13 protein-coding genes and 3 pseudogenes are annotated in these 13,923 nt (G+C 46.2%); 9 read left to right on the top strand and 7 right to left on the bottom strand.

Features of this window, described 5'->3' with window-relative positions; all coding sequences use genetic code 11:
• Window positions 1-117: 117 nt before the first annotated feature.
• From ACLJRH_RS13295 to ACLJRH_RS13285, 3 genes and pseudogenes are all read right to left on the bottom strand, one after another.
• On the bottom strand, window positions 118-450 hold the full coding sequence (locus ACLJRH_RS13295) for a DUF1493 family protein (protein WP_000253078.1): 333 nt from the start codon (window positions 448-450) through the stop codon (window positions 118-120).
• Window positions 444-542 (bottom strand): annotated as a pseudogene (locus ACLJRH_RS13290) (STM2901 family protein); the annotation flags it as partial. The gene ACLJRH_RS13295 and the pseudogene ACLJRH_RS13290, both read right to left, overlap by 7 nt.
• Window positions 536-655, bottom strand: a pseudogene (locus tag ACLJRH_RS13285) (type II and III secretion system); the annotation flags it as partial. The pseudogenes ACLJRH_RS13290 and ACLJRH_RS13285, both read right to left, overlap by 7 nt.
• A gap of 151 nt (window positions 656-806) precedes the next feature.
• Between ACLJRH_RS13285 and ACLJRH_RS13280 the strand changes: the two are divergent.
• The 3 genes and pseudogenes from ACLJRH_RS13280 to ACLJRH_RS13270 form a co-directional block, all read left to right on the top strand.
• Complete coding sequence (locus ACLJRH_RS13280) at window positions 807-1,055, top strand: type II toxin-antitoxin system Phd/YefM family antitoxin (protein ID WP_000885424.1); 249 nt, start codon at window positions 807-809, stop codon at window positions 1,053-1,055.
• The gene (locus ACLJRH_RS13275; protein ID WP_000221344.1) at window positions 1,045-1,329 is read left to right on the top strand and encodes a type II toxin-antitoxin system RelE family toxin; all 285 of its coding nucleotides are present in this window, start codon (window positions 1,045-1,047) and stop codon (window positions 1,327-1,329) included. The genes ACLJRH_RS13280 and ACLJRH_RS13275 overlap by 11 nt, the downstream gene beginning before the upstream one ends.
• Before the next feature lie 118 nt (window positions 1,330-1,447).
• Window positions 1,448-1,729 (top strand): annotated as a pseudogene (locus ACLJRH_RS13270) (RidA family protein); the annotation flags it as partial.
• 51 nt (window positions 1,730-1,780) lie between these two features.
• Here the strand turns inward: ACLJRH_RS13270 and ACLJRH_RS13265 are convergent.
• Window positions 1,781-2,860, bottom strand: coding sequence for an S-adenosylmethionine:tRNA ribosyltransferase-isomerase (locus tag ACLJRH_RS13265; protein WP_023137022.1), 1,080 nt, complete (start codon window positions 2,858-2,860; stop codon window positions 1,781-1,783).
• A 192-nt stretch (window positions 2,861-3,052) separates the two neighbouring features.
• Window positions 3,053-3,541 carry a MarR family winged helix-turn-helix transcriptional regulator gene (locus tag ACLJRH_RS13260; protein ID WP_023137021.1) on the bottom strand — a complete coding sequence of 163 codons (489 nt, stop codon included), beginning with the start codon at window positions 3,539-3,541 and terminating at the stop codon, window positions 3,053-3,055.
• A gap of 44 nt (window positions 3,542-3,585) precedes the next feature.
• Here ACLJRH_RS13260 and ACLJRH_RS13255 point away from each other — a divergent pair, with 44 nt between their 5' ends.
• The 5 genes from ACLJRH_RS13255 to ACLJRH_RS13235 all read left to right on the top strand — a co-directional run bounded on the left by ACLJRH_RS13255 (window position 3,586) and on the right by ACLJRH_RS13235 (window position 10,414).
• Window positions 3,586-5,094 carry an FAD-dependent oxidoreductase gene (locus ACLJRH_RS13255; protein ID WP_023223293.1) on the top strand — a complete coding sequence of 503 codons (1,509 nt, stop codon included), beginning with the start codon at window positions 3,586-3,588 and terminating at the stop codon, window positions 5,092-5,094.
• On the top strand, window positions 5,084-6,325 hold the full coding sequence (locus ACLJRH_RS13250) for an MFS transporter (protein WP_001095734.1): 1,242 nt from the start codon (window positions 5,084-5,086) through the stop codon (window positions 6,323-6,325). Before ACLJRH_RS13255 ends, ACLJRH_RS13250 begins: the two co-directional genes overlap by 11 nt.
• Window positions 6,326-6,394: 69 nt before the next feature.
• Window positions 6,395-7,951: a PhoPQ-activated pathogenicity-related family protein gene (locus ACLJRH_RS13245; protein ID WP_072105300.1), complete on the top strand. Its 1,557-nt coding sequence runs from the start codon at window positions 6,395-6,397 to the stop codon at window positions 7,949-7,951.
• Between the two features lie 176 nt (window positions 7,952-8,127).
• Window positions 8,128-9,414: an MFS transporter gene (locus ACLJRH_RS13240; protein ID WP_000824240.1), complete on the top strand. Its 1,287-nt coding sequence runs from the start codon at window positions 8,128-8,130 to the stop codon at window positions 9,412-9,414.
• Entirely contained in the window at window positions 9,389-10,414 is a 1,026-nt protein-coding gene (locus ACLJRH_RS13235) for a zinc-binding alcohol dehydrogenase family protein (RefSeq protein ID WP_000864935.1), read from the top strand. Before ACLJRH_RS13240 ends, ACLJRH_RS13235 begins: the two co-directional genes overlap by 26 nt.
• Window positions 10,415-10,472: 58 nt before the next feature.
• Here the strand turns inward: ACLJRH_RS13235 and ACLJRH_RS13230 are convergent, their stop codons facing one another.
• Complete coding sequence (locus tag ACLJRH_RS13230; protein WP_001518759.1) at window positions 10,473-11,264, bottom strand: FadR/GntR family transcriptional regulator; 792 nt, start codon at window positions 11,262-11,264, stop codon at window positions 10,473-10,475.
• Window positions 11,265-11,309: 45 nt separating this feature from the next.
• Window positions 11,310-12,401: a choloylglycine hydrolase family protein gene (locus ACLJRH_RS13225; RefSeq protein ID WP_000976504.1), complete on the bottom strand. Its 1,092-nt coding sequence runs from the start codon at window positions 12,399-12,401 to the stop codon at window positions 11,310-11,312.
• A gap of 417 nt (window positions 12,402-12,818) precedes the next feature.
• Here ACLJRH_RS13225 and ACLJRH_RS13220 point away from each other — a divergent pair, with 417 nt between their 5' ends.
• Window positions 12,819-13,922 (top strand): hydrogenase small subunit, encoded by a 1,104-nt coding sequence (locus ACLJRH_RS13220; protein WP_023223294.1) that lies wholly within the window; start codon window positions 12,819-12,821, stop codon window positions 13,920-13,922.
• Window position 13,923 lies beyond the last annotated feature (1 nt).

Below are 13,923 nucleotides of genomic sequence, written 5' to 3'. Positions count from 1 at the left end.
CTTATGTGTAAATCAGGCGCGGCGCCCTGCCCATTATCGCCGCGGCCTGATTCAACATAAGGTCGGCATTATGCGCATTAGAATAGCAGAGGGCGAAAAGCAGCCCCCCAGCGTGAATCAGTCATACAACCAGCGACCAGACCTGGCAGACGCAATGAGCATACCTATCGTGAACTCCGGCACCTGAGGAATATCGTTTTTGCGAAACGGATTAAGCAAATGCTTTAGCGGTGGTTCTGGCGGATAGTATGTTGTGATCGAGAAATTCCCTTTATCTACATTGAATGTCGTAAAAAAATCATCCATCAATGCCAGTGCTTCATCATCTTCCAACCGTAAATCTGAATCCAAATCTGTTGACGGTGTCAGTTCTTTTTTCTTAAAGAGGTAAATTCCATCATGGCTTCTTACCAGTTCATAAATCCGCTGTTCAAGAGCATCACTTACCATATTTTATCGCTTCCTCTGGCAATACGGTTGTAATCCCTGCCTGTACGATATGCAATCTGCGACACGTCAGAGGCCAGAATAATCCATCCGACTGTTCAGCAAGGCCACCAAGTAAAATAATATCACCATCTGCAAGGCTGACTTCGGTTGTTACATCACGCTTGATAAGGGTTGGCGAGTTATTAACGCCGGTTTCAGTGGTCACAAGTTAGGTTCTGGACATCTGAACTTAGCCTTGAAAAAACCGTCAGCTGCCCGCATCACTGACCGGGCTGGAGCTGAATCCCCTTCGTGAAGGATGCTTTTATTAGTACTATTAAAGGTGCTATATTTAGTCATCAACCAGGAGGTAAATTATGGCATTTCAAATTTTAACGACTACTGCAGCAAGCATTACAGAACTGAAACGTGATCCAATGGGAACTTTCAATGCCGGAGATGGCGCTCCAGTTGCCATTCTTAACCGTAATGAACCGGCTTTCTACTGTGTGCCTCCGGCACTTTATGCTCATCTTATGGATATTCTTGAGGATGAAGAACTCGGTCGTATTATCGATGAGCGTGCGAATGAACGCGTCATTGAGGTCAACATTGATGACTTATAAGCTGGCATTTAACGAATCAGCACTAAAAGAGTGGAAAAAACTGGGTCATACCATACAGGAACAGTTTAAAAAAAAGCTAAGGGAACGGCTTGAAAACCCTCGGGTTCCGGCTTCTCAATTACATGGAAGAAAGGATCAGTACAAAATTAAGCTGCGTGGTGCAGGATACAGACTGGTGTACAGCGTCGAAGATGAAATTATCACGGTAACTGTCATTGGTGTTGGAAAGCGTGAAAATGATGCCGTCTACAAAGTGACACAACACAGAAGCTAATCACTCAGGAAATGCTCTCTTTCCCCGTCAAGCGATACGACAAACAGGCTCAGTTCTTTTATGTGACTGCACCTTGACATATGTCACGTATATGAAACTATGGCCTACGTTGTGTATGGTAGGCAGTCACACAGACGGCACGCCGGAGTCTGATTTTCAAAAACAAGTGAGGCTTGCTTTTGAAAACCTGAAAGCAACACTGACTGCAGCAGGATGCACATTCGATGACATAGTGGATGTCACCACATTCCATACCGATCCAGAGCAACAACTTAACGACGTTATGGCGGTGAAACAGGAGATATTTGCCCATCCCCCTTATCCTAACTGGACCGCTGTTGGCGTTACCTGGCTGGCCGGCTTTGATTTCGAAATAAAGGTTATTGCCCGAATCCCCTGATGCTTATTCTCGGTAAAACCGGTAGCATTATGTGTACCGGTTTTATTTTATTCATCCCTGCCCTTCATCCTGTATGATTAACATGCAATCACCAAACATATCGAACTGACATGACTGGATATCTTCTGAGGCATAGGCCTTCATGAGTAGATCAACCCCAGCAAAATGACCGGTTAACACCATATGCGTCGTTTTTGGCTGATGTAAGTTCGTTAGCAGGCAGTCAACCACTTTCAGTTGATAGCCTGGATGTATATAAAGTTCAGTCCAGCCAGAACTTGCTTTGAGGCAATTGTGCTCCCTCGAATACGCGGATTCCAGGCATCGTGTAACGGTAGTTCCTACGGCAAAAATACGTCCGCCATTTTGCTTCGCAGTATTAATGATATCCGCTGTTGCTTGCGGAACCTCGTAGTATTCTTCGTTGATAGTCACTTCCTCTACACATTTTGTTTGTATTTTTCTGTTGGACAACATTTCTGTTGATGCAACATGTAAAGTGATGAAGGATATTAACCCACCTTTATCTTTGATTTTTTGGATAAGATCCCAGGTAAAATGAATGCCGGCAGAAGGTATTTCCAAAGAACCATACTTTTTAGAAAAAACGGAACGGTAAGCATCTGGATATTTATAAAACAAGCTGGAGTCCACATACTCATCAAGACGCTCACCATGACTGGCCAAATAGCAAATTAAGGCCTCATGATTTTCCACGACGGCTCGGTACTGGCTCTCTTCGCTAAACTTTTGCTCTATCTTAATGGAAATTTCAGGGTTATCAACCAAATAGAAAACATCATTCGCGTTAAGCCTTTCTTTTAAAAGTCCGGAAATAATTACTCTATTATTTGGTAAAAATCCCTCTAAAACAATTTTAATTAACCTATTCTGTCTTGTTTTACAGATAAACATATGGTTTATTATAGTACTGTCGTTAAAACAGATTACATCACCTTCTTTGATATAATCTGTTACTTTACTAAAGTCTACCTTATGAATTTCCCCTTTACTCCGGTTGAGGACAAGCATTTTACACTTTTCCCTGTATGAATCATTGGCTATCCAATGAGGTCTGAGTGGGATAGTCATCTGATCGGTAATGCGAAAATCATATTTTTCGGTAAGCATATATTTACCCTTTGAAAAACCATTGATACGGCGATTGTTATATAGCCGTATTCTGCAGTATACGTTGGCCTTTCAAAGGGTGAAAATTAACTCGATAAATGTTGTTGTTATATTTACTTTGCTGGCTATTTAATCAATGTCAGATACCGATATTAAGCTGGACGATCGGATTTGACCGCCCTTTTCTTTTGCTTATTCCGGCATTGAAGCATCGCTATCCATTGCATCGGCAAACTTTTGCATTAACCGAACAAAGACATCAAGTTCCTCCTGAGGCCAGTCTTTAAAAATAACTTTGCCCATTTGCTCTCGAGCAGCGTCTATACGCTCCGTCATCGCCTTTCCTGTCCGGGAGATAACGGCCTCGCGTATACGACGATCGATGGCATTATGCTGCCGTATTATCAACCCCAGCTTCTCCAGTTTGGCGACCTGTCGGCTTACCGTCGTATAATCACGACCGGCACGTTCGGCTAACTCAACAACGCCAATCGGCCCTAAACGTTCGATACTAATAAGGATCGAAAATAGCGCACGATCGAGTTGAATCCCCGCCTCTGCAATTAATTTCTCATCATTACGAGGCCGGTTAAGCGCGCTCACCACGCGAATCAACGCACCGTGAAGCGCCTTCATTTGCTCGGAAATATGTGTATCTTGCACATTTTTATTTTCTGACATAGCATGTCTCCTCTTATGTGCATAATACACATATTGGAGAGACGATGACAAGATACACCACTACAGATGTACTGATCTGCGGCGCTGGCGTAACCGGGCTTACTTTAGCCATCGAACTGGCGCGTCACGGGGTCTCATTTCGCCTGATTGAGAAAAGAACGACGCCTTTTATCGGCTCCCGCGGTAAAGGTATTCAGCCGCGAACGCAAGAAATCTTCGAGGATCTTGGAATACTCAATAAAGTGGTCGCCGCCGGCGGGCTCTATCCCCGATTACGAACCTACCGTCACGACGGAAGCTATGTAGATTCAGATATTGCGCATCATACAAAACCGACCCACGCCGAACCCTACCATCTGCCATTGATGGTTCCACAGAACGTGACAGAAACGATTATGCGAGAGCAATTAAAAGCGTGGGGACATCGGGTGGAGTTCGGCTGCGAGTTACGACATTTTGCGCAAACCCCACGCACGGTCACCGCGTATGTTGCCGGGCCGGCTGGAGAAGAGGTCATCATCGCTCATTATTTGATAGGCGCGGATGGCGGCGGAAGCTTTGTCAGAAAGAAATTAGGCGTCAGCTTCCCCGGCCATACGTTGGGAATCCATGCGCTTGTGGCTGACGCTTCACTTTCCGGTCTGAACCGGGATGTATGGCACCATTTTAACGATGGCGATATGGCGCGGATGATAATGATTTGCCCTCTCGCCGGCACGCAGCTCTTTCAAATCCAGGCATTGTTGGCCCCGGACGACTCGCAGAATTTCTCAGCCGACGTGCTCACGGCTTTTCTTACTGAGCGAATCGGGCGGACGGATGTTCGCATCCATTCGATTCCCTGGGTATCGAAGTACCAGATGAATGCGCGCATAGCGGAACATTACCGTGTGGGTAAGGTTTTTTTAGCCGGTGATGCCGCTCATGTGCATCCGCCGACGGGTGGGCAAGGGTTAAATACCAGCATCCAGGATGCCTATAACCTGGGATGGAAAATGGCAGCCTCGCTGCGGGGCGCAGGAGAAGAGCTTCTCGATAGCTATGAACAGGAACGCCGCCCGGTAGCCGAATCACTGCTCCACCTTTCCACCCGATTACTTGACTCTCAAAAACAGGGCGGCATCAAACGAGAACGCGACGTTCAACAACTTGACATCCAGTATACCAACTCCCCCTTAGCCCACACGTTGCCCGAACGTCAGCATGGGTTACAAGCGGGAGAAAGAGCTCCGGATGCTCCTCTTTTGGGCGCTGGCGGCCAATCATTACGATTATTTCAGTTACTACAAGGTCCGGACTGGAATCTGTTGGCCTACGAAACCCACGGTAAGGTCATCGATGCGCGGCGAAATCTGCGTATTCATCACATTGGCGAGCAGGACGAGCTCATCGATACCCTGGGGCACTTCCGGGAGTCCTATCAACTGGCGCCGGGTCAATGCGTGCTGATCCGACCCGATGGCTATGTCGGCGCATTCTTTCACGGCAAACAGAGCAACGATATTGAAAATTATCTCTCTCGTTTTGCCATAGGGATTAAAGATGAATACTAATGTCTATGAGAACACCGACAGCGAAACTATCACCCCGCTCAACAAGCGGCGTATTTTGCCTGTTTTCCTGCTTGTCGGCCTTTACGCCGCCAGTACAGCGGCAGTGATGTCGGTACTGCCTTTTTATATCCGCGAGATGGGCGGTTCGCCGCTTATCATTGGAATCATCATCGCCACTGAGGCTTTTAGCCAATTTTGTGCAGCGCCCCTGATTGGCCACCTTTCCGATCGCGTTGGCCGCAAGCGAATACTGATTGTCACGCTGGCTATTGCGGCGATAAGTTTACTATTACTCGCCAACGCGCAATGTATCCTGTTTATCCTGCTCGCCCGCACGCTTTTTGGCATTAGCGCCGGGAATTTGTCAGCCGCCGCAGCTTATATTGCCGATTGTACGCACGTCAGAAATCGGCGCCAGGCAATCGGTATCCTCACAGGCTGCATTGGTTTAGGCGGTATTGTCGGGGCAGGCGTTTCAGGGTGGCTATCGCGTATCAGTCTGAGCGCGCCGATCTACGCCGCCTTTATACTTGTCCTTGGGTCTGCCCTGGTCGCGATTTGGGGGTTAAAAGACCCGTCCACAACATCACGTACCGCAGATAAAATAGCGGCGTTCTCTGCCCGCGCTATTTTAAAGATGCCAGTCCTTCGCGTCTTAATCATCGTAATGCTTTGTCATTTCTTCGCCTATGGCATGTACTCTTCACAATTACCTGTTTTTCTTTCTGACACCTTCATCTGGAATGGGCTTCCCTTTGGGCCAAAAGCGTTAAGCTACCTGTTAATGGCGGACGGGGTTATTAATATTTTCGTTCAGCTATTTCTGTTAGGTTGGGTGAGCCAATATTTTTCGGAGCGAAAGCTAATTATTCTAATCTTCGCCCTTCTTTGTACTGGATTTCTCACTGCGGGTATCGCCACGACCATACCAGTGCTTATTTTTGCTATCGTTTGTATTAGTATCGCTGATGCGCTAGCCAAACCCACTTATCTTGCCGCCTTGTCCGTCCATGTATCGCCTGCCCGACAAGGTATCGTCATCGGAACGGCGCAGGCATTAATCGCAATCGCTGATTTTATATCCCCCGTATTGGGCGGATTTGTCCTGGGTTATGCCCTGTATGGTGTCTGGATCGGTATAGCTATCTCTGTCGCCATTATTGGTCTGGTGACGGCAATGATTTACCTTTCAAAAAGTTCAGTGCTAATAGCGAAACCAGAAACAGAATAATGTGACAACGTCACAAGCATTATTACTCCCTTCTTCCCTTATTTATCAAAAGTATTGTACTTATATTGAATGTTTAAGAGGTATTTATGGAAATTATGCTGGTTGGCATTTGCCCTTGTAAAGCGCGGGGAAAGCATGAAAAAAATATATCTCGTTGTTATCGTACTGTTTTTTATTTCTACAAAAGTTTATACACTACTTCATAACAACATCTTCTTTTGTCGAAACAGCCCGGAGTGTGATTTGTCTCATGTTCTCCCCGACTACCGGGAGAAGATTTCAGGCACACCGCTAAAATATACCTTGATTAGTACAGCTCCATTAGCACAGGTGGTAGTCAGACACTATGAATTATTATCGCAACACTGGTCGCCAGATGACATGGTAACCCCTGCGCAATGGCGACATAACGTTGATATTTATATCCCTGAAACGGCAAAAGAGCACCATGCTTTGGTGGTTGTAAACAACGGAATTAATTATGATAAAGGCGTACAAATCACTGGTAAACCCGGTGATTTCCCCCAGGAAACACTGGCAAGCATCGCCCGTGAAACGAATACCATCGTAATATCAGTGAGTGATATACCTAACCAATATTTAACCTTTCAGGATGATAAAAAACCACTGAAAGAGGACGAGAGCGTTTCCCGAAGCTGGGCATTATTTATGGAAGCGCCGGAGCAACGTGAGTTAATGCCCTTAAATATTCCTATGGTCACTGCCCTATCGCAAGCGATGAGATTAGCAAAAAAGGAGTTAACGCAATGGAATATAAATTCCTTTATCATTACAGGTATTTCAAAGCGTGGGTGGACTACCTGGTTGTCAGCTATTGCCGATCCTGATGTTGAAGCAATTGTTCCCTTCGCCATTGATCTACTTGATATTGATGCTTCACTTGAGCATATTTATCAATCATACGGTGGAAATTGGCCCATTACATTCTACCCCTACTACCAGCAAGGCATAGATGAGAAAATAAAATCCCCCACATTTACCCAGCTAAGGCAAATAATAGATCCGTTAAGATATCTCAACACTATTTATCAACCCCGCCTTGCAATACCGAAATATATTATTAATGCAAGCGGCGATGATTTTTTCGTACCAGACAATACTCGCTTTTATTATAGCAAACTTCCTGGCGTAAAATCATTACGTATAGTGCCTAATATGAACCACTACTCAATTAACCAGTTCGCTGAAGAAAGCCTCGTTCCATTTATTAATAGGTTTCAAAGTAAAAAAACATTACCACAGTTGATCGGCCTTATTCACCACCATCTTCTTACGGTCTATTTCTCAGAAGCGCCGGTAAAAGTCGTTCGCTGGACAGCCAACAATCCAAATGCGCGTGATTTCCGTTATGCCTGTGGCATCCGCTATCAGCCGCTTACAATAGATATTCCCGCCAACAATAAGATCAGTATTACGTTAAATGAACCGAAGACAGGTTGGGAAGCTACCTATATCGAAGCCACTTTTAATGATGGCTATGTCGCCACGAGTCAGGTTTATATTACGCCCGATGAAAAATACCCCCAGACAGCACCACCTTCCGTTAACGCCGCATGTCAAACGTTACCGGGGCGTGGATTAGGGGAAAACGATATCCCCGATTGAATTTTCAAGTAATTGTCTGATTTTAAATAATTTTATCCATCACGCTTGCGATGGATAAAAATCCTCTGCGATAAATTTTTGTTATATTGATCACGTTCTAACCACAAGAGAGGTGATTTGAAAATAACCTTAAAATATTGTGGTCAGGCCGCTAGACCACAATAAGAGGATTAATCATGAAAAGAAAAACAATGGGATGGCTTATCGTTTTTCTTCTATTTATAGTTTACATGCTCAACTATATGGATCGTTCAGCATTGTCGATAACTGCCCCCTTGATCGAAAAGGAGTTAGGATTTAACGCCGCGGAGATGGGAATGATCTTCAGCGCATTTTTTATCGGATACGCCCTGTTTAATTTTATTGGTGGCTGGGCCAGCGATAAAGTTGGGCCAAAAACGGTTTTTCTCATCGCAGCGTTACTATGGTCTGTATTTTGTGGCTTAACTGGTTTAGTCACCGGATTGTGGACAATGCTTATCGTGCGCGTTCTTTTCGGTATGGCTGAAGGACCGGTCAGCGCTGCCGGAAATAAAATCATCAATAACTGGATTTCCCGAAAGGAGTCTGCCACGGCGATCGGAATTTTTAGCGCCGGTTCCCCGCTCGGCGGCGCGGTGTCCGGGCCGATAGTGGGCCTGTTGGCGTTATCCTTAGGCTGGCGCCCCGCATTTGGCATTATTTTCTTATTTGGCCTGGTCTGGGTACTACTGTGGTACTTTATCGTTAGCGATAAGCCAACAATGAGTAAACGCCTGGCGCCGGAAGAACGCATTGATTTTGAAAATCATGAGGATGTTATTTTATCTGATGATGGCCGGGCTACACCTTCACTCGGCTATTACATGAAACAACCAATGGTGTGGGCGACAACTCTGGCTTTTTTCAGCTACAACTATATTCTTTTTTTCTTCCTGACCTGGTTCCCAAGTTACCTGAACCATTCGTTACATCTCGATATTAAAGAAATTAGTATCGCCACGGTAATTCCCTGGGTCATCGGCGCCATTGGTATGGTGCTCGGCGGCGTCTGTTCTGATGTAATTTATCGGATTACCGGTAATGCTCTGCTCTCACGTCGACTTATTCTGGGCGTATGCCTGGCAGGCGCGGCGGTATGTGTTGCCGTTTCCGGTACCGTTAGCACTATTGGTAGCGCAATTACGCTCATGTCAGTTTCCCTCTTCCTGCTCTATTTAACGGGCCCAATTTATTGGGCGGTTATTCAGGATGTTGTTCATAAAGATAAGGTAGGGAGCGTCGGCGGAGCCATGCATGGCCTGGCTAATATATCTGGCATTATCGGTCCGCTTGTCACCGGTTTTATCGTTCAATTTAGCGGTAAATATGACTATGCGTTCTATCTGGCTGGTGCTATCGCTATCGTTTCAAGCCTGTTGGTCTTCGTGTTTGTAAAAAGTAAAGGATTCAAAGCCAATGAAAGTCAAAGCTGTGTTCATTAATAAGCCTGGTGAAGTTGAAACCCGCTGGGTAGATTATCCCCATAAGAAAGAAAATGAAGTATTAATTAAGGTTGATGCCGCAGGCATTTGCGGATCGGATATCGGGGCTTTTCGTGGAACGAACCCACTTGTTACTTACCCAAGAATTATCGGGCATGAAGTGACCGGAATTGTTCTTCAGGAAGGCACCGGAATGCCGGACAATATTAAAAAAGGCGACCGCGTGATTGTTGACCCCTATATTTATTGTGGTCACTGCTACCCTTGCTCTGTCGGCAGAACTAACTGTTGTGAAAATTTAAACGTCATTGGCGTGCATGTCGATGGCGCAATGCAGGAGGTGGTGACTCATCCCGCACATTTAATTCATAAAATACCAGATAACGTGCCTTCTGAAATGGCGCCGCTGGCAGAACCGCTGACCATCGCTCTGCACGCGCTGCACCGGGCAAACGTTAAGGCCGGGGAATATGTTGCCATCATCGGCGCGGGGGCCATTGGTCTTATGGCGGCATTAAGCGCGCGACATTACAAGGCAACGCCTATTCTGATCGATATTGTGGAAGAAAGGCTACGCTATGCGCAAAAGCTTGGCGTTCCTTATGTGCTGAACGCCGCTGACGATCAGGTTATCGACGCTATTAAAAATATCACCCACGGCACCATGGCGCAGGTCGTGATAGAAGCTTCCGGCGCAAATAGCGCTATTCGAAATACGCTTGATTTAGCATCGTTTGCTGGTCGTATTTCGTTTACCGGATGGCCAAAACAGGAAACGTCGCTGCCGACGAACCTGATCACCTATAAAGAACTGGATTTACGCGGCTCCCGCACCAGTGCCGGTGAATTTGATGAGGCATTACGTATGCTGTCTACGCTGGAGATTAATCCGCAAGATGTTGTCAGTAAGGTCGTCAATCTTGATGAGATCCCTGATGCAGTTAAAGAACTTGATCGCTATCCGGAGCGCTACTTAAAGATTAATGCTGTTTTCCATTGATTTACGTCGAGTTCTACCGCATGGCATGACCGCCATGCGGTGTTATTCATCGACAAACTTAGCCGCCGACAATCTTTCTCACATAGCGTAAATGTTCCAGCGATCCCTCATAGGCGCTGTCAGCATCAGACTGGCGCATCGCATCCACTATCGCTTTATGTTGTTTGTTGAGATTAAGTAAAACATTTCTGTCTCCAGACTGCTCATCAAGCCCGGCATAAGGGATATTAATCCGTTGTTCCCATAACATACGGGACATATCGAACAACACCCGGTTACGGCTGGCCTCAGAGATCGCAAGGTGAAATTCTTTATCCAGCGAGTAAAAGCCGTGGACGTTATTATCGTTAATGGCTTGATCCATACGATGATAAATCGCCTCTATTTGGTTGATGACGTCAACGTTATCGTTTTGTGCGGCTAAGCGCGCACAATGGCTATCGACCAGCTCGCGAGTAGAGAGAATTTCTTCGATGGTATAGTCGCTGGCAAGGTGTTTTTTATCTGAAACGATAACCCCATTACCGGACTGAATCACGATCCATCCGGAGATCTCCAGTACAATAAGGGCTTCTCGCAAGGAGGCGCGGCTCACGCCAAGCTGTTTTGCCAGTTCGCGTTCTGGCGGTAAAAAAGTTCCCGGGGGAAAAATATTATCATTGATCAGCTTAATGATGAGGTTGGCTATCTTCTGATAGAGCCTCTCCTGCCTGACCTCAGGTATAACCATGCGCCCTCCAATCCATATCCAGGGGATTTTGAATGGATTTAGCATACCATCCTGGCGCTGGTGATCGTGATAATTAATTACCGTGCATGATAAAGAGAAGCAACCGCCGGTAGTCTCCATTACCTTCGCTGAGACTACCGGGGAACCTAAACCGAGACGAGCGATTTATCCTTTAACGTTGATTTTCTCGAACACGGGCGCAGTCGCGTTCTTAAACTGAGAAAGAGACCAGGTTTTATAGTTGATATCATTGTAGCCGCGCACCATCATCTCACCGTGCGTTAAGTCAGATAGCGTTGTCCAGACCGTATATTCTGAGACCGGTTTGCGGGTGGCGTTGCCTTCCCCTTCACTCCCCATATAATCAACCGTAATATTTTTCGGACGATCGAAACGGCTCATAATATGCGCAAGCGTATTCATTGCATCGTGGGCGGATGTCGCTTGCGGCGCATATGTGGTGTAATAAACGCCGCGTATAAAACGGGAAACCGACGTATCGGACGATGGCAAGTCTGCAATAGCAATCCCGCTATCAGGCTGCATCACTTTTATCCCGCCCAGTGTGCCTGAAGAGCGGTCCACATTGGTTAATTGCGTATAGTTATTCAGATTTGTCAGATGCCAGGGGAATGCGGGACCATTTGTCATCACGCGAGTGGGATTGTCATAGACATGGAATTTGCCATTTTCCACTTCAACGACAATGCTTCCTCCTTTCTTGTCGTAAAACGCATAATGAAATGGCGATTTCAGATCGCCAAACCGATGCAGTTCCGGTGACCAGAATTTACCCTCTTTTATTGCCTGTTTTACCTCGCCGACAGTAGCAAAACGGGCCAGCGCCCATTCTCCCAACGAGGTGACAGGAATTGCCTGTTTATATTCATTCGCGGGCAATGGCGGCAACTGCGCATTCATGATCATGTTTTCACTAAATGACAATCCCGCGCTATTCATGCCTTCAAGTATGTCTCTGCTATCGCCATCAGTGATGGTGGAAGTAATGGCCAGTATCGGATATTTCGCCTGATAGCTCACTCCCTGACTGCCATCCGGCGTTTTTTTATCAAACTGTGTTCCCGCCGGATAATACGTTAACCATGAGGGTAAATCCTGCATATATTCCAGCGTACGTCCATGAAAAACATCGCCTTGTTTATCCTGAATAGCAAGGGTTGTGCAGGCCTGTGCAGCCAGGGCGTATGAAAACAGCGCCGGAGCGATAAATAACATTGCTTTACTTTTTTTCATCATGCTCTCCTTGTTTGTAAAATGGATTGGATGAATATATTAAATTAAACCTATCAATGGTTATGCAGCACGTAATTAATTGTGATCTTATTTTACAAGCTAATAAATTTAACTGACGGGTTTAAAGGAGAGTTAAACACAGCGAACTAATATGAAACGCGTTATCCGTGTGACCATTTAAAAAAATCCCATCATGTTATAAATAAATCTTATCAACATTAAGAGATACCTTCACAACGCTATATTTACTCCACATCACCAATAACATTAAATTAATTTATGTTTTTGAGGAATGTGAGTAGCACACATGTAATCGGTTGTTACGAATTAGAAACATAATTGCTACTAAAACACGTTGAGAAAGACAAGAAATGCAACATATGATGCCCACACTAACTATAGTGGTTTGGGATAAACGTTATGCAAACACAAGATACATTTTATCAAGTTATGCGTAGATACGGCGTGACAAGGCGTAGCTTCCTCAAGTTTTGCAGCCTTACCGCAACGTCTTTAGGCCTGAGCAGTTCAATGATTCCTCAGATAGCTTATGCCCTGGAGAATAAACCGCGTACGCCTGTGATATGGCTGCATGGTCTTGAATGTACCTGTTGTACCGAATCTTTCATTCGCTCTGCGCACCCGCTGGCAAAAGATGCCATTCTGTCGCTCATTTCCCTGGATTATGACGACACCATTATGGCCGCCGCAGGGCAACAAGCCGAGCAGGCGTTGGCGGATGTGATGCGCGAGTACAAAGGAAATTATATCGTTGCCGTGGAAGGTAACGCGCCGCTGAATGAAGATGGGATGTTTTGCATACTGGCTGGCGAGCCGTTCCTGGAGAAGTTAAAACGCGTCAGCGCGGATGCTAAAGCGATTATCGCCTGGGGGTCCTGCGCATCATGGGGCTGCGTGCAGGCAGCCCGTCCCAACCCAACTAAAGCCACGCCGGTTCACAAATTAATTACCGATAAACCCATTATTAAAGTGCCAGGCTGCCCGCCTATACCTGAAGTGATGTCCGCCGTTATCACCTATATGCTGGCATTTGATCGCATCCCTCCCCTTGATCGTCTTGGACGACCAAAAATGTTTTATGGCCAGCGAATTCATGACAAATGTTACCGACGCGCGCATTTCGATGCCGGTCAGTTTGTGGAAGCGTGGGATGACGAAGGCGCCAGAAAAGGGTATTGCCTGTACAAGATGGGCTGTAAAGGCCCGACCACCTATAACGCCTGTTCAACCGTTCGCTGGAATGATGGCGTGTCTTTTCCTATCCAGTCAGGTCATGGATGCCTCGGATGTTCGGAAGATGGATTCTGGGATTACGGTTCTTTTTACAGCCGGGCAACGGGCATTCCGCAAACCGGCATTGAGGCTACCGCCGATAAAATCGGACTGGGCGTTGCTGGCGTCGCGGGCGCTGCCGCCATCGCTCACGCCACGGTGAGCGCCATAAAACATGCCCGCAATAAAAACAACACGTCATCAGAAAACGCTCCGGAAGAGAAAAAATAAT

The organism is Salmonella sp. SAL04162 (assembly GCF_046551535.1).
GTDB lineage: Bacteria > Pseudomonadota > Gammaproteobacteria > Enterobacterales > Enterobacteriaceae > Salmonella > Salmonella enterica.
Note: the sequence above shows the minus strand (reverse complement) of the source record. Positions and strands in the feature narration are given on the sequence as shown.

Excerpts from the sequence above, each read along its gene's own strand:
- ACLJRH_RS13295 (WP_000253078.1), bottom strand. The coding sequence starts at position 450 with ATGGTAAGTGATGCTCTTGAACAGCGGATTTATGAACTGGTAAGAAGC.
- ACLJRH_RS13280 (WP_000885424.1), top strand. The coding sequence starts at position 807 with ATGGCATTTCAAATTTTAACGACTACTGCAGCAAGCATTACAGAACTG.
- ACLJRH_RS13275 (WP_000221344.1), top strand. The coding sequence starts at position 1,045 with ATGACTTATAAGCTGGCATTTAACGAATCAGCACTAAAAGAGTGGAAA.
- ACLJRH_RS13265 (WP_023137022.1), bottom strand. The coding sequence starts at position 2,860 with ATGCTTACCGAAAAATATGATTTTCGCATTACCGATCAGATGACTATC.
- ACLJRH_RS13260 (WP_023137021.1), bottom strand. The coding sequence starts at position 3,541 with ATGTCAGAAAATAAAAATGTGCAAGATACACATATTTCCGAGCAAATG.
- ACLJRH_RS13255 (WP_023223293.1), top strand. The coding sequence starts at position 3,586 with ATGACAAGATACACCACTACAGATGTACTGATCTGCGGCGCTGGCGTA.
- ACLJRH_RS13250 (WP_001095734.1), top strand. The coding sequence starts at position 5,084 with ATGAATACTAATGTCTATGAGAACACCGACAGCGAAACTATCACCCCG.
- ACLJRH_RS13245 (WP_072105300.1), top strand. The coding sequence starts at position 6,395 with ATGTTTAAGAGGTATTTATGGAAATTATGCTGGTTGGCATTTGCCCTT.
- ACLJRH_RS13240 (WP_000824240.1), top strand. The coding sequence starts at position 8,128 with ATGAAAAGAAAAACAATGGGATGGCTTATCGTTTTTCTTCTATTTATA.
- ACLJRH_RS13235 (WP_000864935.1), top strand. The coding sequence starts at position 9,389 with ATGAAAGTCAAAGCTGTGTTCATTAATAAGCCTGGTGAAGTTGAAACC.
- ACLJRH_RS13230 (WP_001518759.1), bottom strand. The coding sequence starts at position 11,264 with ATGGAGACTACCGGCGGTTGCTTCTCTTTATCATGCACGGTAATTAAT.
- ACLJRH_RS13225 (WP_000976504.1), bottom strand. The coding sequence starts at position 12,401 with ATGATGAAAAAAAGTAAAGCAATGTTATTTATCGCTCCGGCGCTGTTT.
- ACLJRH_RS13220 (WP_023223294.1), top strand. The coding sequence starts at position 12,819 with ATGCAAACACAAGATACATTTTATCAAGTTATGCGTAGATACGGCGTG.